This is a genomic window from Nucisporomicrobium flavum (assembly GCF_016464385.1).
Classification (GTDB): Bacteria; Actinomycetota; Actinomycetes; order Mycobacteriales; family Micromonosporaceae; genus Actinoplanes; species Actinoplanes flavus_A.
This window is the reverse complement of sequence record NZ_JADMLH010000009.1, coordinates 295,086-316,036: the sequence shown is the minus strand read 5'-3', so window position 1 is coordinate 316,036 and position 20,951 is coordinate 295,086. Positions and strand designations below refer to the sequence as shown.

At 73.3% G+C, this 20,951-nt stretch carries 20 protein-coding genes; 8 read left to right on the top strand and 12 right to left on the bottom strand.

What is annotated here, in order from left to right; all coding sequences use genetic code 11:
* Positions 1–21 precede the first annotated feature (21 nt).
* Positions 22–1,518: a DEAD/DEAH box helicase gene (locus tag IT780_RS23130; protein WP_199513707.1), complete on the bottom strand. Its 1,497-nt coding sequence runs from the start codon at positions 1,516–1,518 to the stop codon at positions 22–24.
* A 255-nt stretch (positions 1,519–1,773) separates the two neighbouring features.
* Between IT780_RS23130 and IT780_RS23125 the strand changes: the two genes are divergently transcribed.
* Entirely contained in the window at positions 1,774–2,616 is an 843-nt protein-coding gene (locus tag IT780_RS23125) for a sigma-70 family RNA polymerase sigma factor (RefSeq protein WP_199513706.1), read from the top strand.
* A gap of 69 nt (positions 2,617–2,685) precedes the next feature.
* On the opposite strand, the gene IT780_RS23120 is transcribed toward IT780_RS23125, so the two are convergent.
* Positions 2,686–3,204: a hypothetical protein gene (locus tag IT780_RS23120; protein WP_199513705.1), complete on the bottom strand. Its 519-nt coding sequence runs from the start codon at positions 3,202–3,204 to the stop codon at positions 2,686–2,688.
* A 181-nt stretch (positions 3,205–3,385) separates the two neighbouring features.
* On the opposite strand from IT780_RS23120, the gene IT780_RS23115 reads away from it, so the two are divergent.
* Positions 3,386–5,740, top strand: coding sequence for a HelD family protein (locus IT780_RS23115; protein ID WP_199513766.1), 2,355 nt, complete (start codon positions 3,386–3,388; stop codon positions 5,738–5,740).
* A 55-nt stretch (positions 5,741–5,795) separates the two neighbouring features.
* Here the strand turns inward: IT780_RS23115 and IT780_RS23110 are convergent, their stop codons facing one another.
* Entirely contained in the window at positions 5,796–6,704 is a 909-nt protein-coding gene (locus IT780_RS23110; protein WP_199513704.1) for a sigma-70 family RNA polymerase sigma factor, read from the bottom strand.
* A 123-nt stretch (positions 6,705–6,827) separates the two neighbouring features.
* A complete protein-coding gene (locus IT780_RS23105) occupies positions 6,828–7,475 on the bottom strand; it encodes a PIG-L deacetylase family protein (protein ID WP_199513703.1) in 648 nt (215 codons plus the stop codon).
* A gap of 108 nt (positions 7,476–7,583) precedes the next feature.
* Here IT780_RS23105 and IT780_RS23100 point away from each other — a divergent pair, with 108 nt between their 5' ends.
* Entirely contained in the window at positions 7,584–8,081 is a 498-nt protein-coding gene (locus IT780_RS23100; protein WP_199513702.1) for a DUF456 domain-containing protein, read from the top strand.
* An 8-nt stretch (positions 8,082–8,089) separates the two neighbouring features.
* Here IT780_RS23100 and IT780_RS23095 read toward each other — a convergent pair whose 3' ends face one another.
* Positions 8,090–9,394, bottom strand: a complete 1,305-nt coding sequence (locus IT780_RS23095; RefSeq protein ID WP_199513765.1) for a D-alanyl-D-alanine carboxypeptidase family protein — start codon at positions 9,392–9,394, stop codon at positions 8,090–8,092.
* A gap of 56 nt (positions 9,395–9,450) precedes the next feature.
* Entirely contained in the window at positions 9,451–9,930 is a 480-nt protein-coding gene (locus tag IT780_RS23090) for a hypothetical protein (RefSeq protein ID WP_199513701.1), read from the bottom strand.
* A gap of 297 nt (positions 9,931–10,227) precedes the next feature.
* Between IT780_RS23090 and IT780_RS23085 the strand changes: the two genes are divergently transcribed.
* Positions 10,228–10,575: a histone-like nucleoid-structuring protein Lsr2 gene (locus tag IT780_RS23085; RefSeq protein ID WP_199513700.1), complete on the top strand. Its 348-nt coding sequence runs from the start codon at positions 10,228–10,230 to the stop codon at positions 10,573–10,575.
* Between the two features lie 221 nt (positions 10,576–10,796).
* Here IT780_RS23085 and IT780_RS23080 read toward each other — a convergent pair whose 3' ends face one another.
* The 4 genes from IT780_RS23080 to IT780_RS23065 form a co-directional block, all read right to left on the bottom strand.
* On the bottom strand, positions 10,797–11,672 hold the full coding sequence (locus IT780_RS23080) for an LLM class flavin-dependent oxidoreductase (RefSeq protein ID WP_199513699.1): 876 nt from the start codon (positions 11,670–11,672) through the stop codon (positions 10,797–10,799).
* A gap of 34 nt (positions 11,673–11,706) precedes the next feature.
* Entirely contained in the window at positions 11,707–12,171 is a 465-nt protein-coding gene (locus IT780_RS23075; RefSeq protein ID WP_199513698.1) for a MarR family transcriptional regulator, read from the bottom strand.
* Between the two features lie 69 nt (positions 12,172–12,240).
* Entirely contained in the window at positions 12,241–13,380 is a 1,140-nt protein-coding gene (locus IT780_RS23070; protein ID WP_307831322.1) for a PP2C family protein-serine/threonine phosphatase, read from the bottom strand.
* Positions 13,381–13,493: 113 nt separating this feature from the next.
* Complete coding sequence (locus IT780_RS23065) at positions 13,494–13,895, bottom strand: ATP-binding protein (RefSeq protein ID WP_199513697.1); 402 nt, start codon at positions 13,893–13,895, stop codon at positions 13,494–13,496.
* Between the two features lie 235 nt (positions 13,896–14,130).
* On the opposite strand from IT780_RS23065, the gene IT780_RS23060 reads away from it, so the two are divergent.
* Together IT780_RS23060 and fgd are read left to right on the top strand one after the other, a co-directional pair.
* Positions 14,131–15,990, top strand: coding sequence for a sigma-70 family RNA polymerase sigma factor (locus IT780_RS23060; RefSeq protein WP_233413309.1), 1,860 nt, complete (start codon positions 14,131–14,133; stop codon positions 15,988–15,990).
* A gap of 9 nt (positions 15,991–15,999) precedes the next feature.
* Positions 16,000–17,004, top strand: a complete 1,005-nt coding sequence (gene fgd / locus IT780_RS23055) for a glucose-6-phosphate dehydrogenase (coenzyme-F420) (protein ID WP_199513695.1) — start codon at positions 16,000–16,002, stop codon at positions 17,002–17,004.
* Here the strand turns inward: fgd and IT780_RS23050 are convergent.
* Positions 16,995–17,945: a glycosyltransferase family 2 protein gene (locus IT780_RS23050; RefSeq protein ID WP_199513694.1), complete on the bottom strand. Its 951-nt coding sequence runs from the start codon at positions 17,943–17,945 to the stop codon at positions 16,995–16,997. The genes fgd and IT780_RS23050 overlap by 10 nt on opposite strands.
* Before the next feature lie 221 nt (positions 17,946–18,166).
* On the opposite strand from IT780_RS23050, the gene IT780_RS23045 reads away from it, so the two are divergent.
* Positions 18,167–19,039 (top strand): LLM class F420-dependent oxidoreductase, encoded by an 873-nt coding sequence (locus IT780_RS23045; protein ID WP_199513693.1) that lies wholly within the window; start codon positions 18,167–18,169, stop codon positions 19,037–19,039.
* Positions 19,036–19,692 (top strand): HAD family hydrolase, encoded by a 657-nt coding sequence (locus IT780_RS23040; protein ID WP_199513692.1) that lies wholly within the window; start codon positions 19,036–19,038, stop codon positions 19,690–19,692. The genes IT780_RS23045 and IT780_RS23040 overlap by 4 nt, the downstream gene beginning before the upstream one ends.
* On the opposite strand, the gene IT780_RS23035 is transcribed toward IT780_RS23040, so the two are convergent.
* The gene (locus IT780_RS23035) at positions 19,661–20,875 is read right to left on the bottom strand and encodes an FAD-dependent monooxygenase (RefSeq protein WP_199513691.1); all 1,215 of its coding nucleotides are present in this window, start codon (positions 20,873–20,875) and stop codon (positions 19,661–19,663) included. The two genes, IT780_RS23040 and IT780_RS23035, sit on opposite strands and share 32 nt — an antisense overlap.
* Between the last annotated feature and the right edge of the window lie 76 nt (positions 20,876–20,951).

Sequence of the window (20,951 nt, the reverse complement as noted above, 5' to 3'; positions counted from 1 at the left end):
GTGGCGGTCGGTGGTGAGAGGTCAGCGGCCGCCGCGGCGACCGAGGCGGCTGCCCGACGAGAACGCGGCGGCGCCACCGGACTGGCTGGTGTGCACCGGCGTCGAACCGGCGCCGCCGCTGCGACGAGCCCGCGGCTGCCCGGCGGAGGCGGCCGATCGCGGCTGCCCGCCCGACGCGCCGGTCCGGGACTGCTGCGCGCTCCGGCCCTTCGGCGGACGGCCACCGGACTTGTCACCCGCGGCCGGCGCCTGCTCGCGGGCGCCGGCGGGGCGTCCCCGCCCGTGGCCGCGCCGCGAACCGCCCGATGGCCGGCCCGCCTCGTCCGAGACGGGAGCCGGAGCCGAGGGCGCGGTGAACGTCCGCTCACCCGGCGCCAGCTGCGCGAGCAGGGCGTCGCCCGGCCGCGCCTTCGACGTGGTCGGCTTGATGCCGGCCTTGCGGGTGAGGTCCCGCACGTCGCCCTGCTGGTCGTCGGTCATCAGCGTGATCACGGTGCCCTGCGCTCCGGCCCGGGCCGTACGCCCCGAGCGGTGCAGGTACGCCTTGTGCTCGACCGGCGGGTCGGCGTGGATCACCAGCGCCACGTCGTCGACGTGGATGCCGCGCGCGGCGATGTCCGTGGCCACGAGGGTCTCGGCGCTGCCGTCGGAGAACGCGGACAGGTTGCGGTTGCGCGCGTTCTGAGCGAGGTTGCCGTGCAGCTCCACCGCCGGTACGCCGGCCGCGATGAGCTGGCGGGTCAGCGTCTTGGCGCGGCGCTTCGTCCGGGTGAAGACCACCGTGCGGCCGGGCGCCGCCACCAGGTCCACCAGGACCGGGAACCGGTCGTCGTGGCGCACGTGCAGCACGTGGTGGGACATCTCGACGGGCGCTTCGTCGGCGGCGTCGACGTGGTGCGTGACCGGGCGGTTCATGAAGCGCTTGACCAGCACGTCCACGCCGCCGTCGAGGGTGGCGGAGAAGAGCATCCGCTGGCCGTCGCGGGGGGTGGCGTCCATGAGCCGCCGGACCACCGGCAGGAAGCCGAGGTCGGCCATGTGGTCGGCCTCGTCGAGCACGGTGATCTCGACGGCGTCGAGGCTGGCGTGCCCGCTGCGCAGGTGGTCCTCGAGCCGGCCGGGGCAGGCCACGACGATGTCGACGCCGGCCTTGAGCCCGCGGATCTGCGGGTTGGGGCCGACACCGCCGAAGATCGTGAGGGTGCGCAGGCCGAGCTTGGCGGCCAGCGGCGCGAGGGTCGCGTCGATCTGGGTCGCGAGCTCGCGGGTCGGGGCGAGGATCAGCGCGCGCGGCCGGCCCGGGCGCCGCGGGGTGCGGGAGCCGGCGAGCCGGGCGACGACCGGCAGGACGAACGCGTACGTCTTGCCGGAGCCGGTGCGCCCGCGGCCGAGCACGTCACGGCCGGCCAGGGAGTCGGGCAGCGTCGCGGCCTGGATGGGAAAGGGGCTGGTGACGCCGAGACCGGCGAGCACCTCGGCGAGCTCGGTAGGTACGCCGAGATCGGTGAACGAGGACATGTAGGTGTGAACTCCGAACGTCTGAAGGGGTCGTCCTGCCCGGCGCAGACCTCACGGGTCGCGGCGCGTGGTGGTCGATCCGTACGCGGCCCGAGGCAGAACAGGTCGAAGCCGCGAGATCAAGTGTACGCCCCGTTCCACCGCAACCCTGCTGCACCCGAGTGTGACCCGTCCTGCACCTCCCGGATCAGACCGTTCTCCTCAGCGCCGGACTTCCCCCCACCGTCCGGCCGGTACCTTCCGAGGAGACCCCCTATGAGCGGTGCTGTTGAGGTCGACCGCCGTCGTGAGGACACCGTACGGGCGCACATGCCGCTCGTCGGCCACCTGGTCCGCGAGATGCTCGCCCGGGTGCCCGCCCACGTGAACCGCGACGATCTGCTCTCGGCCGGGTACGCGGCGCTGGTCGCGGCCGCCCGTGGTTTCGACGAGTCCCGGGGTGTGCCGTTCGCCCGGTTCGCGGCGGCGCGGGTCCGGGGTGCCCTGCTGGACGAGCTGCGCGGCCTGGACTGGGCGAGCCGCTCGGTGCGGCAGCGGGCCCGGCGTACCGACTCGGCGCGCCAGGAGCTGACCGCCGAGCTGGGCCGTACGCCCACCCTGGCCGAGGTCGCCGAGCGGCTGGGCTGTTCGGTCGAGGACATCGAGTCGGCCGACGACGACGTGCAGCGCGCCGTGGTGTTCAGCCTTCAGGGCTTCGCCACCGCCGGCGCGGACGACATGGTGACCGAGCCGAGCGCGGGCCCGGAGGAGATGCTGATCCGCCGCGAGCGCCTGGGCTATCTGCGGCACGCGATCGAGGTCCTGCCCGAGCGGCTGCGCGTGGTCATCACCGGGTATTTCTTCGACGAGCGTCCGATGGCGCAGATCGCCGCCGACCTGGGGGTGACCGAGTCCCGCGTCTCGCAGCTGCGCGCCGAGGCGTTGTCGCTGCTCAAGGACGGCTTGAACACGCACCTCAACCCGGGCGTGGCCACCTCCGTCAAGGACGGCTGCGTGGCCCGGCGCCGGGCGGCGTACTACGACCAGATCGAGACCCGGGGCACCCTACGGGACCGGCTCGCGCTCACCGGCCCGGACGGCCTGCCCGTCGCCGCCTGAGCCCGTACGGGAGGACAACGAGGCCCGGTCCCACGTCGCTGGGGGATCGGGCCTCGCCGCGTACGGGGGTCAGGCGTTGGCGCAGGTGCCGGCCTTCTTCTGCAGGGCGATGGCCCGGTCGGCGCCCTTGGCGTAGAGGGCCAGGCCCTCCTTCGCGGGCTCGAGCTTCCAGGCGTCCTGCTCGTACACCATCGTGTACGACTGCGCGGCGACTAGCTGCTTGGCGATGACGACGGCCTTGTCGGCGCCCTCCATCCGCGCGCTGGTCAGCTGGATGGACAGGCCCTTGCGGGAGCAGGTCTCGTTGAGCTTGACGTAGTCCGCCTTGCTGATCGCGGCCTTGCCGGCGGCGGTGTACATGTCCCAGGCGCCGCCGAAGTCGCCGCCGCTGAAGCGGTCGAACACGGTCTGCGCGGCGGCCTTGGCGCCCTCGAGGGTCTTGGGCTCCGGTCCACCGGCGGCGGCCGCGGCGGCGTTGCCGGCCGGGGCGTCGCCCGAGTCGTCGGAGCAGGCGGAGGAGAAGGCGAGCGCGGCGATCGCGACGAGGGCGACGGCGCCGAGACGACGGAACGGGTGGCTGTGGTTCATGACCCGCTTAAAGGTGGAGCCCCCATCGGCGTAACGGCCATGAGCGCGCGGTGACGGATTCCTGACACTGTCCGCCGCGTGGCGTAACCTCCGCCACGGTGTCGTCAGAGGTAACGCCGACCGGCTATTCTGAGCGTTTCCAAGCAACAAAAAAGACGACCCTCTGATGAAGAAAATCAGAATGGTCGTCGACGGCCGAATGCTACCACAACAGGGAGTGGTTTTGTCAAGCTCCGCCGACGGTACGGACACCATGCGGAACGATGACATCGAGTCCGAACAGGCCTATCTGACCACGTTGTACGACCGCCTCGACGTGCTGCGCGAGCAGGCCGCCGACCGGTTGCGCGCGATCCTGCTCGAGGCCGGCGGCACCCCGCAGGGCCGTTCCCAGCGGGAGGCCACCCGCAGCCACTGGGCCGAGCAGGTCGCCCAGATGAATGCCGTCGAGAACGGGCTGTGTTTCGGCCGGCTCGATTTCGCCGCCGATTCCCCGCGGTACATCGGGCGGCTGGGCCTGTTCGCCGAGGACCGCGACCGCGACCCGCTGCTCGTCGACTGGCGGGCGCCGGCGGCCCGGGCGTTCTACCTGGCGACCGCCGTGTCGCCCGCGGGGGTGACCCGCCGCCGGCACCTGCGCACCAAGGGGCGGCAGCTGACCGGCATCGACGACGAGGTGCTCGACCTCACCGCGGGGGCGGGCGGCCGGGAGGACGTGACCGGCGAGGCGGCGCTGCTGTCCGCGCTGGGGGCGAACCGTACGGGCCGGATGCGCGACATCGTCGAGACGATCCAGGCCGAGCAGGACGAGGTGATCCGCGCCGGGCTGCCGGGCGTGATGGTGGTGCAGGGCGGCCCGGGCACCGGCAAGACCGCCGTCGCGCTGCACCGCGCGGCATACCTGCTCTACACCCACCGCGCGCAGCTGACCAAGCAGGGCGTGCTGATCCTCGGTCCGAACGCGACGTTCCTGCGGTACATCTCGCAGGTGCTGCCGTCGCTGGCCGAGACCGGCGTGCTGCTCGCCACTCTCGGCGACATGTTCCCCGGGGTGACCGCCCGCGCGTCCGAGGCGCCCGGGACGGCGGCGCTCAAGGGCCGCCTCGAGATGCTCGACGTGCTGGCCCGCGCGGTCGCCGACCGGCAGACCGTGCCGGACGACCACATCGAGGTCGACCACGACGGCTACCCGCTGCGCATCGAACGGGCCGTGTGCGAGGACGCCCGGGCCGCCGCGCGCCGCTCCGGCCGCCCGCACAACGTGGCCCGGCAGATGTTCGTCACCGAGGCGATCCACGCGCTGAGCCTGCAGATCGCCGAGCGCATCGGCGCCGACCCGCTCGGCGGCGACAACCTGCTGGAGGAGGCCGACCTCGCCGAGACCCGGCGCGAGCTGCGCGAGGACGAGGACGTCCAGCGGGCGCTGTTCGAGCTGTGGCCGGTGCTCACCCCGCGGCAGGTGCTGCGCGACCTGCTCAGCGACGCGGACCGGCTCGAGTCCGCGGCGTACGACCTCAGCGCCGAGGAGCGCGCGCTGCTGCTGCGGGACCGGCGGGCCCGCTGGACCCCGGCTGACGTGCCGCTGCTCGACGAGCTCGCCGAGCTGCTCGGCGTGGACGACACGCTGCGCGCCCGCGCCGTCGCCCGCGAGCGGCGCGAGGCGATCGAGTACGCCGAGGGCGTGCTGGAGATCGTCGAGGGCTCCCGGTCGCTCGACTTCGAGGACGAGGAGGAGGAGATCCTGTCCGCGGTCGACGTCGTGGACGCGAGCTCCTTCGTCGAGCGGCACGAGGTGATCGACACGCGTACCGCCGCGGAACGGGCCGCCGCGGACCGGACCTGGGTGTTCGGGCACGTCATCGTCGACGAGGCGCAGGAGCTCTCGCCGATGGCGTGGCGGCTGCTGATGCGGCGCTGCCCCAGCCGGTCGATGACCGTGGTCGGTGACGTGGCGCAGACCGGCGACCTGTCCGGCACGACGACCTGGGACCGGGTGTTCGAGCCGTACGTGGCCCAGCGGTGGCGGCTGGTCGAGCTGACCGTCAACTACCGCACGCCCGCCGAGGTCATGACGGTCGCCGCGGACGTGTTGGCCGCCGTCGACCCGTCGCTGCAGCCGCCGCGCTCGGTGCGGGAGGCCGGCGTCGCGCCGTGGGCGAGCCGGGTGCGGCCGGAAGCGCTCGCCGGCGAGCTGACAGCGGCCGTACGCCGGGAAGCGGCCGAGGCGAAGGAGGGCAGGGTGGGTGTCCTGGTGCCCGCCGCCCTCGAGGAGTCGCTCGGCGACGCGCTGGTGGCGGCGATCCCGGAGGCCGCCGTGGGGGAGCAGCCGGACCTGCGCAACCACATCGTGCTCATGACGGTCCGGCAGGCGAAGGGCCTGGAGTTCGACAGCGTGCTCGTGGTCCAGCCCGACCAGATCATCGCCGAGAGCCCGCGCGGTCTCAGCGATCTCTACGTGGCGGTGACCCGGGCGACGCGGCGGCTGGGCGTGCTGCACACCGCCGACCTGCCGAAGGTGCTCAACGCCCTGGCATGAGACGCGCGAGGGGGCCGGCGCTGTGCGCGCCGGCCCCCTCGTCACCGCTGAAGCGTCACGCGGCACCCTTGGCGTACGGGCTGAGCCCGTGCGCGTTGGTCAGGGCCAGCCGCGAGTGCATGTTCGTGTTGCCGGCGATCGACGCGTAGTAGCTCGCCCGGCGGCGCGCCGTGATGCTCTCCGGGTTCTCCGGCACCGGCGCCAGGTGCGGGTCGAGGTGCGTGTTGATGCCGTCCTTGAGCAGCGACAGCGCCTCGGCGCGCAGCTGCGAGATGCGGCTCTCGGTGACGCCCAGCTCGGCGGCGATGTCCGCCATCGGGCGCTCCTTGAGGAAGTACTCGGTGATGACGAGCTGCAGCCGCTCCGGCAGCGAGCCGATCGCGTGGTGCAGGTAGCCGATCTGCTCGCGGCGGATCAGCATCTCCTCCGGCCCCGGCGTGCGCTCGGTGACCAGGTCGTCGGCGCTGCTGGTGGTGAAGCCCTGCAGCGACAGGACGGTGGCGCGCTGCACGTCGTTGTCGGTCTGGTGCAGGTCCGTGGTGGTGGTGCCCAGCGCCTGCGCCAGCTCTTCGGTCGTCGGCGTACGCCCGAGCGTGGTGGTGAGGTTCTGCCGGGTGGTGTCGGTGGCGCGGGCCTTGCTGCGCACCGAGCGGGTGGCCCAGTCCAGCGAACGCAGCTCGTCGAGGATCGCGCCGCGGATGCGCGTCGTCGCGAAGCGGTGGAAGGGGATGCCGCGCTCGGGGTCCCAGCCACGGGCCGCGGTGACGAGCGCGTGCAGTCCGGCGCTGGTCAGGTCGTCGCGGTGGATGTGGTTCGGGATGCGGGTGAGCATGTCACGCACGAGGTGGCCGACCAGCGGCATGTGCGTACGGATCAGCTCCTCCTGCTCGGCGGCGGACAGGGCCGGCACGGCGGTCGTGTCGGCGGCGTCGCAGTCGGCAGCGGTCGTCATGGTGCTGGTCATGTCGTTTCCCCCGGTTGTTGTCGGTGGCCCGTGGCTGGTGGGCGGCACCGGCTGACAAGGGGAAACTCTGGGTGACTGCGGGTACAGGTTCCGGTTGCGGAACGTTGCTGCGCGGTTGCTTCGTCAGCGGGCGCCGGCGACGTCCCAGACGAAGCGCTCGGGGACGAACGCCTCGGCGTAGCGGACCCGGGCCCGGGCACCCAGGTGCCGGGCCGTCGCGGTGGCCAGCTCCGGGTCGGTGACCACGGCGAGCTTGCGGTCCAGGTACGCGGTGATGTCGACGAACACCGTCGGGTCGAAGCGGGCGGCGGACTCGCCGGCGTAGTGCAATATCCGGGCGCTGTGCCGCGCCGCGGAGAGCGTGGCGACGGCCGCGGCCCGGCGCTCGGCGTCCGGGTCGCCGGGGGCGGGCACATAGATCACGTCGGCGTCCACCCCGGTGAGCACGTTCTCGATCGCGGCGATCGCGGCACCGTCCCAGCCCTCTCCGGGCGGGGTTCGGCGCAGCCGGCGGTCGCCGGTGCCCCGGACCTGACCCCGGCGCTCCGGGCCCCGGCGGCGCTCGGCCGCCTCCGGGCCCCACACGAGCAGGCAGTCCAGCGTGCGGGCGGCGGCTTCCGTGTGCCGCGTACCCGGATCGTCGGCACCGTCGCAGGACAGCACCAGCATGGTCACCGAATCGCCGGCCGCTCGGTGCGCGGCGAGGGTGCCGGCGCAACCGGACTCCAGATCCCCGGGGCGGGCACCGACGGCCAGGACACTGCGCGCCATACCCACCTCCTCGGTTCACCTCGTCGCCGCGGTCGGCGACGCTGAGTGTCCATCGGCCGGACGGCGCTGCGGTTGAGGGTTGTGGCCCGGCTGCGGCAGGGTGGTCACATGGATCTCTCCGACACCGGTACGACCGTCACCCTCATCGCGGGGATCGCGATGACGGTCGGCGTCCTCGGCGTGCTGATCCCGGTCCTGCCGGGGCTGCTGCTGTGCTGGGCGGCGGTGCTGCTGTGGGCGCTGCTGGGCGACGCGGGCGGGGCGCGGTGGGTGGTTCTGGCCCTCGCGACGCTCGTGGCCGTCGGCGGCACGGTCGTCAAGTACCTGTGGCCCGGCCGCCGCCTCAAGAGCACCGGCGTGCCCACCTCCTCGCTGATCGCCGGTGGGCTGCTGGGCGTGGTGGGCTTCTTCGTGGTGCCGGTGGTGGGCCTGGTGCTGGGCTTCGTGCTCGGCCTGTTCCTCGCCGAACGGGCCCGCCTCGGCCCGGGCGCGGCGTGGCCGTCGACCCGTCAGGCGCTCACCGCGGTGGGGCTGTCGATGCTGGTCGAGCTCGCCGCGGCGCTCGGCATCGCGGTGATCTGGGTCGTCGGCCTGCTCGTGGCGTAGCCCCCGCGTCAGGAGGCCTGCGGGCGGTTCCGCGGCCGGCGGCGGACGCGGTGCCGGCGCCGCTGGGTGAGGAGCAGCAGCAGCGGGGTGCCGGCCAGGATCACCGCGATGGCGGCGGCCGCACCCAGGGAGAGGCCGGGCGTGGAGGCGGTCCGGGCGGCGGCCGGTGCCGCGCGGTGGGTGCCGCCCGGGGCGGGGCCCGCGGGGGCGGCTTCCGTGTCTGCGGCCGTACCCTTCGCGTCCTTGCCGTCCGGTTCGACCAGCTTGCCGACCGACGCGTCCTTGGGCAGCGAGAAACCCCAGTCCAGCAGGGCCGCGCCCTGCTGCCACCCGCGCAGCGGGCTGGCCTCCGCGCCGAGCAGCGTCGCCACCAGCCGCCGTCCGCCGCGCTGCGCCGCGCCGACGTAGCTGTGCCGGGCGAGCTTGGTGAAGCCGGTCTTGCCGCCGAGCGCACCCGGGTAGTTGAAGATCAGCTTGTTCTCGTTCTGGATCTGGAACCCGCCCTTCTTCAGGTGCTTCTGGGCGGGGATCTGGGTGTTGCGGGTCAGCGCGTACCGGCGGAAGTCGGCGTTGGCGAAGCACTTGCGGGCGATGAGCGCGAGGTCGTACGCGCTGGTGAACTGCCCGGGCCCGTCCAGGCCGGAGGGGGTAACCGCGTGCGTCTGGTACGCGCCCAGCCGCTTCGCCTCGGCGTTCATGGCCGCCACCGTGGCCGGGACGCCGCCTTTGCCGCCGCCGAGCCGGGCGAGCGCGTTGGCGGCCTCGTTGCCGGAGTTCAGCAGCAGCCCGAGCCACAGCGTCGCGATCGTGTACTTGCCGCCCTTGAGCAGGCCGACCGCCGAGCTGCCCGGTTCGATCGCCAGGTCGCCGTCGGTGACCGTGATCGTCTTCTTCGGGTCGAGCTTGTCCATGACCGTGGCGGCGAGCAGCATCTTCTGCACGCTGGCCGGGGTGCCGTACACGTGCGGCCCGCACCCGCCGAGCACCTCGCCGGTGTCGAGGTCGGCGACCAGCCAGCTGGTGGCTGTCAGCGCCGGTGGCCGCCGCGCGCCCTGCGGGACGACGAGCCCGTCGGTGGCCAGCGCGTCGCCGCCGACGGCCCGCAGCACCGGGTCGTCCTTGGGCGGGGTCGGCCGCGGCGGCCGGCCGGGCGGCGGCTTCACGTCCGGCTTCGGGCAGGCAACGGTCGCGGCCCGGGCCGCCTGGGCCGACGTCACGGCCGCCTGCTTCTCGGCCGCGCGCGTCCCGGCCGTGCGCGGAGCGGCCGCGGCGGGTGCGGAGGCGACGGGCCCGGTGAGGGCCGTGGCGCCCATCGCGACGGCGGCGGTGAGGCTCGCCAGGACGCGGCGCCGGGTCGTGGAACGGAGGCTCACGGCCAGACGACTCCTGCGGTCAGCCGGCGGTCCAGCAGGTCCGCCAGGGGGATGGTCTCGCCGTCGCCGCCACCCGCGCCGACCACCAGCCGGGGGGTGCTGGGCTGCACGTCGGCGCCCGAGAACCGGGCCCGTAGCGACGAGGGCACGTTCAGGACGTAGTACTGGCCGTCCTCGCCCACGGCCACGGACCGGTTGGCCTTCAGATACCAGCCGCGCAGCGAGGTGCGGTACGTGGACCGGCCGTCGAACGACACCGCCCGCAGCGGGCCCGGGGGGAGTCCCGCCTCGGCGGCGCGCCGGACAAAACCCGCCAGCAGTTCCGCGGCCCGGCCCGCCTCGGCAGCCCGGGCGGCGTCGAGCGCGGCGGCGTGGCCGGCGACGGCCTGCCGGCGCTGTTCGTGCCAGCCGGCGTCCGGCCCACCGGTGCGCCGGTCGCTCGCGTGCGGGGCGGCACGGTCGTCGTCGGCGTCCATGGCGACGACCCTAACGGCCCGGGAGGCCCTCCGCCCACCGGGGTTTTGCACCTCGCCGCGGGGCGCCATTCACCGGCGGCACCCGGGCCGGACCGGCGCGCGGGCCGCCCGCGGGGCCTCGACCGTCGTGAATAGGTACAGCCGCGTGGAATAGCGTGGTTGCATTTAGTGAGGCCCACGCCCCGATTATTGCCCGGCGTGCGCGATATGCTGTGAAATCCGGGAGAACTGTTGCGCGCACCGCGCCGGACACGCCAGACTGACCCCGGTTCTTCGGATTTCCCCTCAGGAGTCGTTATGGCGCGGCAGGTAATCACCACCCTCATCGACGACCTCGACGGAAAGCCGGCCGATCGTACGGTCGAGTTCAGTCTCGACGGCACGGCGTACACCATCGATCTGTCCGAGGCCAATGCCGGCAAGCTGCGCAAGGCCCTGGATCCGTTCATCAATGCGGGTACGCGAATCGGCCGTTCCGGATCGGGGCGTGGCACTGCCCGTCCGGCGCCTGCGCGCACGGCGGGAAGCCGCGATGAGAACAGGCTCATCCGGGAGTGGGCGGCCCGCAACGGCCACCAGATCTCCGAACGGGGCCGCATCCCGGCGAGCGTCAGCAGCGCGTACCGGGCGGCACACGGGCGTTGAGCGAGTGATTCCCCATCGGCCGGCCGCGAGGCCGACCGGTGGGGAATCGTCTGTCCGCCCGCCCCGCGGTGCGTTATCGGCGGCGCTCACCGGAAGGGCTATTGCCGGTGTGCTGCGGATCCGGCGCAAAGCCCTCGCCCGCCGGGCACGAAACCGCCGGCCCGGGTCCTACGCAGAAAGTCCTGTACTCGTAAGATTTCCGGCCCTTTCGGCCCCGCGCTTCACGATGCCCGCAGCCGCTGCAGCATCGGCGCCACACTTTCCAGCACCTTCTCGTCGCCGGCGTACCAGCTCGAGGCCCGTGGCCAATGCGACAGCACGTCGGTGAATCCGAGCTCCCGCGCACGGCCCACCGCGTCCTCGAACGCATCCGGACTGCTCAGTGAGTACACCGGCGAGGAGTCCAGGTTCAGAATGCGCCGCGGAACCGTACGGCCGCCCTTCTCCACTGCCGCGTCGAAGCGGGCGCTCACCTCGCGGACGGAATGCCACCAGGCGTCCGCGTCGTCCAGGCCCTGCCCGCCCGTGGTGACCCAGCCGTCGCCGTACCGGGCGGCCAGCGCGAGCGCGCGGGGCCCGTTCGCCGCGACGAGCAGCGGGGGCCGGGGCTGCTGAATCGGACCCGGCAGCGTCCGCGCGTCCACCGCCCGGTAATGGTCGCCCTCGTACGAGACGTGGTCCTCCCGCAACAGCCGGGCGAGCAGCTCGAGGAACTCCGCGAAACGGTCGACGCGCTGCCGGGGCGTCAACGCCGGGCCGCCGAGCACGTCCGCGTCGAAGCCCGTACCGCCGGCACCCACCCCCAGCAGCAGACGGCCGTCGGAGATGTCGTCCACGGCGGTCAGCTCGCGGGCGAAGTGCACGGGATGGCGGAAGTTCGGCGACGCCACGAACGTACCGAGGCCGATGCGGCTGGTCACCGTCGCCGCGGCGGTCAGGGTCGGCACGGCGTCGAACCACGGCCCGTCGACGAGGTCGCGCCAGCCGAGGTGGTCGTACGTCCAGGCGTGGTCGAAGCCGTACTCCTCCGCGCGGCGCCACCGGTGCCGGGCCACGGACCAGCGGTCGTCCGGAAGGATCACGATGCCGATGCGCATCGGGGGACCGTACCGCAGCGCGCGCGGGCAGCCGTCAGGCCGTACGCAGCCCGTCGCTGTCCCCGGCGGCGAGGGCGACCGCCGCGGAGTCGAACGCCGTGAGGGCCCGGACGAGCTCGGTCCGCCGGGCCGGGTTCATCCGCTCGAGCACCTCGGCCAGAGCGGCCTGCCGGCGCTCCCGCAGCTCCTGCAGCAGGCGGTCGGCGGCCGGGGTGGGCAGCAGCCGCACCTCGCGCCGGTCCCGCGGGTCGGGCACGCGGCGGAGCAGGCCGGTCGCCTCCAGCCGGTCGCACAGGCGGCTCGCCGACGACGGCACCACCTGCAGCGCCTCCGCGAGGCGGCTCATGTTCGTGTGCTCGTTGCGGCTGATGATCGTCAGCACGCGCAGCTGGGCCGGCGGCACGGCCGGCGACTGGGCCAGCCGGGCGCTCTCGAAGATGCCCAGCAACGACTCCACCGTCGACTCCACCGCAGCCGCGACGTCCATGACGCGCTCCATGCCGGTCCTCTGTACGCAGAAAGGTTCAGTGCGTTGCGAGCCGTACCCATTCGGCGGTGTTGCCAAGCCTCATCGTCGCCAGTCGAGGCAGACGGTGACGGCGTCGTCGGCCGGGTCCGTTCCCGCGTGGTAGTCGCGCAGGCCGCGCATCACCGTGCCCACTGCCTCGGTCGCGGGCTGCAGCCGCGTCCGGCGCAAGGCGGCCAGCATAGCCGACTCCCCGTACGGGGCCCGGCCGCCCGGTGTGGCGGCGTGCACGCCGTCGCTGACCACGAGCAGCCGGTCGCCGGGCTCGAGCAGGAAGCGCTGGGTCTCGTAGCGGCTGTCGCCGAACATGCCCAGCGGCAGCTGCTGCTCGAGGGTGACGGGGTGGAAGTCGCGTTCCCGGGCGATGACGGCGCGGGGCGATCCGGCGTCGACGGCCTCGACGCGGCCGCCGACGAGGTCGATCTCCAGCAGCAGGGTGGCGGCGTGCGCGGCGCCGCCGTAGCGGGCGTACAGCGCGTCGGAGGCCAGCTCGGCCTGCTCGACGATGTTGGCGCCGGCCCGGCGGGCGTTGCGCATGGCGTTGACCGCGACCGTGGTGAGCACCGCGGCATCGAGGCCGTCGCCGTACCCGTTGAGCACCGTGACGGTGAGCCGGTCGCCGTCGAGCACCCAGTCGAAGTGGTCGCCGAAGACCGCGTACGCCGGTTCGAGCTGACCCGCCACGAGGAACCGCTCGTCACCGAGGGAGCGGCCGGGCAGCAGCTCCCACTGCAGCTCGGCGGCCATGGTGAGGCGCTGCAGCCGGGTGGCCCGCCGGTACCGGTCGGTGACCGCGCCGGCGGCCCGCAACGCCACCGCGAGCTCGTCGGCGACGGTGCTGAGCTGATCGGTGAGCGCCGCGCCCGCGGGGAGCGACGTGTGCACGGACAGCACGCCGAGCCGCTCGCCCCAGACGCTCAACGGCAGGTACGCGTACCGGCTGCCGGACGTGTCACCGACGACGGGGCGCTGGCTGCCGAAGCACCGGGCGGCGAGCGCGTCGCCGGCCGGGCCGGCCGGCTCCAGCAGCGGGCGCAGGCCGGTGAGGGTGAGATCGCCGAGCAGCACCTCGACCCGGCCGGCGCCGTGGTGGCGGCGCAGGTGTTCGGCTGCCACCTCGGGCAGCCGGTCGGGCGGCGCCGCACGCAGCAGCGCTCCCACAGGTGTCGGACGGTCGGACACGACGCCCCTCCGGGGAAACGGCGATATTTGCTGTAGAGCAAGAATGATAGGAAACGGGCACGACGGCCCCACACCGGGCCGAACGGCCACGGCGTCGCGGGAGCGGGAGCGGGCTACGGGGCCGCGGCGAAGGACTTCTCGAAGTGGATCAGGCTGCCCCGGCGCGGGGTGGACTGCATCCGGACGTTGTCGCTCAGCGCCTTGATCAGAAACAGGCCGCGACCCCGGTCGCTGACCGTGTCCGGCTCGGCCACCGCGTCGGCGTCGAAGCCGTCGCCGTTGTCGGCCACGTCGATCGCGCAGCGGTCCTCGGCCACGTCGAGGCGTACCTCGATGGTGTCCGCGCCGGCGGCGTGCTTGACGACGTTGGCGCACGCCTCGCTCAGGGCGATCTCCAGATCCTCGCCCGACTGCCGGTCGACGTGCAGCACCGCGAGCGCGCACCGCAGCAGTCGCCGTACCGCGGGCACACTGTCCGCCTCGCGGGGCAGGTTCAGGTGGAGCGAGATACGCATGGGGCTCGGACCTCCTCCGCCGCTCGCCCGTCGTCCGGTGCCGTGACCCGAATGTTCCCCGGCAAGGGGCCCGGCTAACCGTGAGTGTGAAAGGCGTCGCCCGGAGGAGGTCCGGGACCGGCCGTCCGAACTTCCTGTTATCGCAGGCCGTTCGGGCGGTCTCCCTTCCCGTGGTCGGCAAAATCGCTGCCGCGCGCGATGATCGACGTTCCACGGAGAGGTCTGCGAAACAGTGATGGCTCAACCGGACACCGCGACGGTGGTGGCGGCCCGCGCCGGTGACCCGGCCGCGGTCGACCGCCTCGTCGCCGGGTACCTGCCGCTCGTCTACACGATCGTGGGCCGGGCCCTGGACGGGCACGCCGACGTCGACGACGTCGTGCAGGACACGATGCTGCGGGTGCTGCGCAACCTGGGCGACCTGCGCGACCCGGAGGCGTTCCGGTCCTGGCTCGTGGCGATCACCGTGCGTCAGGTCCGCGAGCGCTACCGGGTGCGCCGCGCCGCGCCGGACGCGCTGCTGCCCGATGATGTCCGGGACCCGGGCGCCGATTTCACCGATCTGGCGATCACCCGGCTGGAGCTCGCCGGCCAGCGGCGCGAGACCGCCGAGGCGACCCGGTGGCTGGACGAGGACAACCGCGAACTGCTGTCGCTGTGGTGGCTGGAGGCCTCGGGGGAGCTGACCCGCGACGAGATCGTCGACGCGATCGAGGTCACCCGTCAGCACGCGGCCGTCCGCATCCAGCGGATGAAGGGCCAGCTGGAGACCGCCCGCGTGGTGGTCCGGGCCCTGGCCGCGACCCCGCCGTGCCCGGAGCTCGCGGTGGTCACCGCCGGCTGGGACGGGCGCCCGGGCGCGCTGTGGCGCAAGCGCATCGCCCGGCACACCCGTGACTGCCGGCAGTGCTCGCCGGCCTGGTCGGGGCTGGTGGCGGCGGAGAAGCTCCTGGTCGGCATGGCGCTGGTCCCGCTGCCGCACACGCTCGGCGGCGGCCTGGCCGGGCTGGGCGGCGCGGCCGGCGGGGCGCACACCGTGGCCGGCGCGCACGTGGCGGCCGGCTCCGGCAAGGCGCTGGCGACGAAGATCGCGGTCAAGGGCACGGTCGGCATCGGGCGCCGGGTGCTCACCGCGGTGCTGGCGACCGGGACGGTGGCCGGTGGGGGCGCGGCCGTGGCGGTCTACGCCACCGACGACAAGCCCGTCGCGAGCGCGGCGATCGTCACCACGACCGCACCGGCGCCGCGGCTGACCCTGCCCGCCTCCGCGAAGCCGACACCCAGTGCCACGTCGGCGTCGGCCAAGCCGTCGCCGACGAAGAAGAAGACCAAGGCGCCGGTTCCCGTACCGCCGACCGGGACCAGCGCGAAGAAGGGCGTCGGCACGTGGCAGTTCGCCGGCATCAAGGGCGCGCTGACCGACGTCGGCGCGGGCTGGTACTACAACTGGTCGGCTGACAACGACAGCATGCCGGGGCCCGCGGACGTCGAGTTCGTCCCGATGGTGTGGGGCAAGGCCAACGTCACCGACGCCACGCTCGCCAAGGTCAAGCGCGAGGGCGACGTGCTGCTCGGCTTCAACGAGCCGGACATGGCCGGGCAGGCGAACATGAGCGTCGAGGACGCCCTCGCCGCGTGGCCCCGGCTCCAGGCGACCGGGATGCGGCTGGGCAGCCCGGCGGTCGCGTACGGCGCCGACACCTCGGGCGGCTGGCTGGACCGGTTCATGAAGGGCGCGAAGGCCAAGGGCCTGCGGGTCGACTTCATCACGCTGCACTGGTACGGCTCCGACTTCAGCTCGGCAGCGTCCGGGCAGTTCCTCGGCTACGTCGACGCCGTGCACAGGAAGTACGGCCTGCCGATCTGGATCACCGAGTACGGCCTGATCAACTTCTCCGGGAGCCCGAAGTACCCGAGCGCGGCGCAGGAGGTCGCGTTCATCAAGGGCAGCACCAAGGGCATGGAGTCCCGGTCGTACGTCGAGCGCTACGCCTGGTTCGGCCTGCCCGCCGTCGGCGACAGCGTGGATTTCGGCCTCTACAGGGACGCGAGCACCCCGACCGAGGCGGGTAAGGCGTACCGGGCCGCGGGATAGGGTCGGACCATGATTCGGTTCGGGTACAAGGCATCGGCGGAGCAGTTCGCGCCGCGCGAGCTGCTCCGCTACGGCATCGAGGCCGAGCGGAACGGTTTCGACTCCGTGTTCGTCAGCGACCACCTGCAGCCGTGGCGGCACGACGGCGGGCACGCCCCCGCCGCGCTGCCGTGGCTCGGCGCCCTGGCCACCAGCACGGAGCGCGTGCTGATCGGCACCAGCGTGCTGACCCCGACGTTCCGCTACCACCCCGCCGTGATCGCGCAGGCGTTCGCCACGCTCGGCTGCCTGGCGCCGGGCCGGGTGATCCTCGGCGTCGGGTCGGGGGAGTCGCTCAACGAGGTGCCGCTGGGCCTGACCTGGCCCGAGGGCAAGGAGCGGTTCGCCCGGCTCAAGGAGGCCGTGGCGCTGATCCGGCAGCTCTGGACCGAGGACCGGGTGACGTACGAGGGCACGTACTACCGCACCGAGGTCGCGACGATCTACGACAAGCCCGAGCAGCCGGTGCCCATCTACATCGGCGCCTCCGGCCCGGCCGCCACCCGGCTCGCGGGGCGGGTCGCGGACGGCTTCATCACCACCAGCGGCAAGGGCCACGAGCTGTACACCGACACGCTGCTGCCGGCGGTGCGCGAGGGCGCGGGCAAGGCGGGCCGCTCGCTCGACGACCTGGACCTGATGATCGAGGTCAAGGTGTCGTTCGACCCGGACCTCGAGAAGGCGCGCAACGACACCCACTACTGGGGTGCGCTGGCGCTCTCACCGGAGGAGAAGACCGGCGTCGAGGACCCGATTGAGATGCAGCGCCGGGCCGACGCGCTGTCGGTCGACCGGACGGTGACCCGCTGGATCGTCTCGGCGGACCCCGAGGAGCACGCCGCCAAGGTCGCCGAGTACCTCGACATGGGCTTCAAGCACCTGGTGTTCCACGCGCCGGGCCCGGACCAGGACAGGTTCCTGCGCGTGTACGGCGAGGAGATCCTGCCCCGGCTGCGCGAGCGCGCTCAGCGGTAGTTCTCGCCCGGGACCGCCCCGTAGCGCGGTGGCTCGTCGCGGCCCTCGCCGCGGATGACGCGCAGGTTGGAACGGCGACGGACCCGAGGGGGCGGCGGCACCGCGTGGCGGCTGGAGTGCCGTCCGGTCACCGCCGCCTCGGGTGCGGGCGACCGGCGTGCCGGCAGAACGGGGGCACGACGCCAGCGCCGGGAGTATTCGGTGACGATGGTCCGCAGGATCCGCCACGCGGCGGGCCACGGCCGGCGCGGCCGGTCGCCGTGGATGCGGGGGTAACCCACCGTCGCGACCTCGACGACGCGCAGACCGCGGGTGGCCATCCGGACCGTGATCAGCGTCTCGATCTCCGGCCCGTCGCCCCACGCCCGGCGTCCGCGCTTGAGCCCGGGCACGTCCGGGCCGGGGAGGTCCAGCACCGGCAACAATTCTCGCCAGTACGCGTTGTAGCCGCAGCTGAGATCCGTGAACCGGGTGCGGAACAGCAGGTTGACGACGCGGCTCAGCACGGTGTGCCCGAGCCGCTCGCCGGGCAGCGCGTCCCGGTGGTCGCCGCCGTACCGGAAGCGCGACCCGTGGGCCGCCTCGGCGCCGGACAGCAGCGCGTCGACGAAGCGCGGGATCTCCCCGGGGTCCGCGGAGCCGTCGGCGTTGACGGTCACCACGATGTCGCCGGACGCGGCCGCGAAACCGCAGGCGAGCGCGTTGCCCTTGCCCGAGCGGGTCTGCCGGACGACGACCGCGTCGGGGCGTACCTCGCGGGCGACCGCCACGGTGTCGTCGTCGGAGCGGCCGTCCACGACGACCACCTCGTCGACCAGCGCGGGCAGGTTCTCGAGCACGAGCGGGAGGTTGTCCTCCTCGTTCAGGGCGGGAATGACGACGGTCACGGTTGGTGACAACGCGGCGTGGGACGGCGTCACGCGTCGCGGCGAGGGAGGCATGGCGGTGGCTCCTCGGCGGCGGCCTTGCGGGGGCGGGATGGTCGGGACCGCCAACAACTTACCGAGGAACTACGGTGCGTCAACTCCGCAGGTGCGAACCATTCGGACGGTGAACCGGTTCAGCCGGTTGCGCCCTCCACTACGGACCGTCACTTGTCCGGCGGCGGGCCGGGGTGCCGCAGTAGGGTTCTGGTGGGATTCGCCCGTGGAGAGGAACCCTCGTGAAACTGGGTCTGCACATCGCCGACTTCACCTGGTCCGGGGGTGCGCCGCGGCTGGGGCCGCAGCTCGCCGAGGTCGCCGCCGCGGCCGACGAGGCCGGCTTCGACCGGATCAGCGTCATGGACCACCTGTGGCAGATCGGCGTCCTGGGCCCGCCGGAGCACGAGATGCTCGAGGCGTACACGGTGCTCGGTTTCCTGGCCGCGCACACCCGGCGGGCCAAGCTGCACACGCTGGTCACCGGCGTGACGTACCGCGATCCCGGGCTGCTGGCCAAGGCCGTGACCACGCTCGACGTGCTCTCCGGAGGGCGGGCGATGCTCGGGATCGGCGCGGCGTGGAACGCCGAGGAGTCGGCGGGTCTCGGCCTGTTCTTCCCGCCGACCGCCGAGCGGTTCGAGCGGCTGGAGGAGACGCTGCAGATCTGCCTGCGGATGTTCCACGGCGAGGAGGAGGCGTACGAGGGCGGGCACTACCGCCTGGGCCGCCTGCTCAACTCCCCGCAGCCGCTGTCCCGGCCGCATCCGCCGATCCTCATCGGCGGCGGGGGTGAGAAGAAGACCCTGCGCCTGGTCGCGAAATATGCCGACGCGTGCAACCTCTTCGCCGGTCCGGAGATCGAGCGGAAGCTCGAGGTGCTGCGGCAGCACTGCGAGACGGAGGGGCGCGACTACGACGACATCGAGAAGACCGCGCTGGTGCAGCTGGACCCGGGGGAGAAGGGCGAGAAGGTGGACGAGATCGTCGCCACGCTGACCCACCTCGCCGCCCTCGGCGTCACCGTGGGCCACGGCATGGTCGCCGGTGTGACCGACCTCGGCAAGATCGAGATCCTGCGTACCCAGGTCATGCCGGCGGTCGAGGCGCTGTGACGATCGAGGCGGTCGTCTTCGACCTGGACGGGGTCATCATCGACACCGAGGAGGTCTGGGAGGAGGTCCGGCGCGGCTACGTCGCCGAGCACGGCCGGGAGTTCCTGCCCGACACCCAGACCCGGATGATGGGGATGAGCACCGGCGAGTGGTCCCGGCACCTGAGCGAGGACGTCGGCGTGCCGCGCGCCCCGGAGCAGGTGGCGTCCGATGTGCTCGGCCGGATGGCACAGCGTTACCGGGAGGCGCTTCCGCTGATCCCGGGCTCGGTGGCGGCCGTGCGCCGGCTGGCGGACCGGTTCCCGCTGGCCCTGGCGAGCTCGTCGGCCCGGCTGCTGATCGACCAGGTGCTGGAGACGGCCGGGCTCATGGACGCGTTCCGGGTCACGCTGTCCACCGAGGAGGTTCCACGCGGCAAGCCGGCGCCGGACGTCTACCTGGCAGCGGCCGAGCGCCTGGGCGTCGCGCCCGAGGCGTGCGCCGCGGTCGAGGACTCCAGCAACGGCCTTCGCTCGGCGGGCGCCGCGGGGCTCGCGGTCATCGCGGTTCCCCACGGCGTCTACCCGCCCGCCGAGGACGCGCTGGCGCTCGCGAGCCTCGTCGTCCACGACCTGGGCGAGCTCACCCCCGAAGCGGTGGAGAAGCTGCGCTGACCCCGGTGGGGCCGGCGTAGGAGGGCAGGACGATCCCGGCGCTGCGCTCGCCCGCGATCCGCATGGTGAGGCGCATGAACCACGCCCGGTTCTGCAGCCAGTTGCGCATGCGGATGCCGCGGGCGGTGCGCGGCGCCAGGAACCGCCCGGTGGAGTCGCCGCCCTTCTGCGCCCGCCGGGCGAAGTCGCCGATCAGGGCCTCGTAGCGGCTGAACGCCACGGTGTGGTCGCCGCCGGCCGCGGCGAGCTCGCCCGCCAGGACGTACGCGGCCACGAGCGCGGTGCCGTTGCCCATCCCGCCGATCGTGGCGCCGCACGCCGCGTCCCCCACCAGCGCGATCCTCCCGCGCGACCACGGGCGTACGTCCACCCGGCAGATCGCGTCGAAGTAGAGGTCGTCCGCGGCGTCGAGGGCGTCGAGCATGCGCGGGACCTCCCAGCCCAGCCCGGCGAAGCGCTCGCGCACGATCCGCTTCTGCGCGGCGAGGTCGTGCCGGTCGTACGCGATCTCGGCCGGCGACGAGAAGGCGACGAACGCCCCGGCCCGGGCGGGATCCCGGTGGTCGCCGCCGATGGCCGCCAGGCGCCCCGGCACGTTGTAGTTGAGCGTGTCGCGGCCCAGGTCCAGATGGTTGGGCATGTCCCAGCCGGCCACGTAGTAGCCGAGGTGGCGCACGTGGTCGCGTTCCGGCCCGAAGGCCAGCCGCCGCACCGTGGAGTGCACGCCGTCGGCGCCGATGACCAGGTCGAACGTGCGGCGCGTGCCGCTGCGAAACGTCACGTCGACGCCGGTGCCGGTCTCTGCGAGCGCGGTGACCGTGTCTCCGAAGATCCACTCGGTGTGGTCGCCGCTCGCCTCGCACAGGATGCGGGACAGGTCGCCGCGCAGCACCTCCAGCTCGCCGCCCGCGAAGTCGGCCGGCATCTCCATCAGGCACCGGCCGTCCGCGTCCACGAAGCGCATCGCGGTTCCGCCGGTCTGCACCTCCCGCAGCCGGTCGAGGACGCCCATCCGCTCGAGCAGCCCGAGGTGCACGGGCCCGCGGTAGTCGACGGCGTTGCCGCCCGTACGCAACGCGGGGGCGATCTCGACGACGGTCGGCCGGAAGCCGTGATGCGCGAGCCAGTAGGCGAGCGCGGGCCCGGCGATGCTCGCGCCGGAGATCAGAACGGTCGTGGCCATGACGGCCCCCAAACTGTGTCCGTAGGAATCAGTTATTTCTGTGTACGGTAGAGACAGTTCCAGGGCGGGCGCAAGA

What these genes read in the sequence shown, in the direction of transcription:
- IT780_RS23060 (WP_233413309.1), top strand. Translation starts at nt 14,131, where the DNA reads ATGGCTCAACCGGACACCGCGACGGTGGTGGCGGCCCGCGCCGGTGAC.
- IT780_RS23075 (WP_199513698.1), bottom strand. Translation starts at nt 12,171, where the DNA reads ATGGAGCGCGTCATGGACGTCGCGGCTGCGGTGGAGTCGACGGTGGAG.
- IT780_RS23065 (WP_199513697.1), bottom strand. Translation starts at nt 13,895, where the DNA reads ATGCGTATCTCGCTCCACCTGAACCTGCCCCGCGAGGCGGACAGTGTG.
- fgd (WP_199513695.1), top strand. Translation starts at nt 16,000, where the DNA reads ATGATTCGGTTCGGGTACAAGGCATCGGCGGAGCAGTTCGCGCCGCGC.
- IT780_RS23120 (WP_199513705.1), bottom strand. Translation starts at nt 3,204, where the DNA reads ATGAACCACAGCCACCCGTTCCGTCGTCTCGGCGCCGTCGCCCTCGTC.
- IT780_RS23080 (WP_199513699.1), bottom strand. Translation starts at nt 11,672, where the DNA reads ATGCGCATCGGCATCGTGATCCTTCCGGACGACCGCTGGTCCGTGGCC.
- IT780_RS23090 (WP_199513701.1), bottom strand. Translation starts at nt 9,930, where the DNA reads ATGGACGCCGACGACGACCGTGCCGCCCCGCACGCGAGCGACCGGCGC.
- IT780_RS23050 (WP_199513694.1), bottom strand. Translation starts at nt 17,945, where the DNA reads ATGCCTCCCTCGCCGCGACGCGTGACGCCGTCCCACGCCGCGTTGTCA.
- IT780_RS23095 (WP_199513765.1), bottom strand. Translation starts at nt 9,394, where the DNA reads ATGGGCGCCACGGCCCTCACCGGGCCCGTCGCCTCCGCACCCGCCGCG.
- IT780_RS23035 (WP_199513691.1), bottom strand. Translation starts at nt 20,875, where the DNA reads ATGGCCACGACCGTTCTGATCTCCGGCGCGAGCATCGCCGGGCCCGCG.
- IT780_RS23085 (WP_199513700.1), top strand. Translation starts at nt 10,228, where the DNA reads ATGGCGCGGCAGGTAATCACCACCCTCATCGACGACCTCGACGGAAAG.
- IT780_RS23110 (WP_199513704.1), bottom strand. Translation starts at nt 6,704, where the DNA reads ATGACCAGCACCATGACGACCGCTGCCGACTGCGACGCCGCCGACACG.
- IT780_RS23125 (WP_199513706.1), top strand. Translation starts at nt 1,774, where the DNA reads ATGAGCGGTGCTGTTGAGGTCGACCGCCGTCGTGAGGACACCGTACGG.
- IT780_RS23105 (WP_199513703.1), bottom strand. Translation starts at nt 7,475, where the DNA reads ATGGCGCGCAGTGTCCTGGCCGTCGGTGCCCGCCCCGGGGATCTGGAG.
- IT780_RS23130 (WP_199513707.1), bottom strand. Translation starts at nt 1,518, where the DNA reads ATGTCCTCGTTCACCGATCTCGGCGTACCTACCGAGCTCGCCGAGGTG.
- IT780_RS23115 (WP_199513766.1), top strand. Translation starts at nt 3,386, where the DNA reads ATGGTCGTCGACGGCCGAATGCTACCACAACAGGGAGTGGTTTTGTCA.
- IT780_RS23100 (WP_199513702.1), top strand. Translation starts at nt 7,584, where the DNA reads ATGGATCTCTCCGACACCGGTACGACCGTCACCCTCATCGCGGGGATC.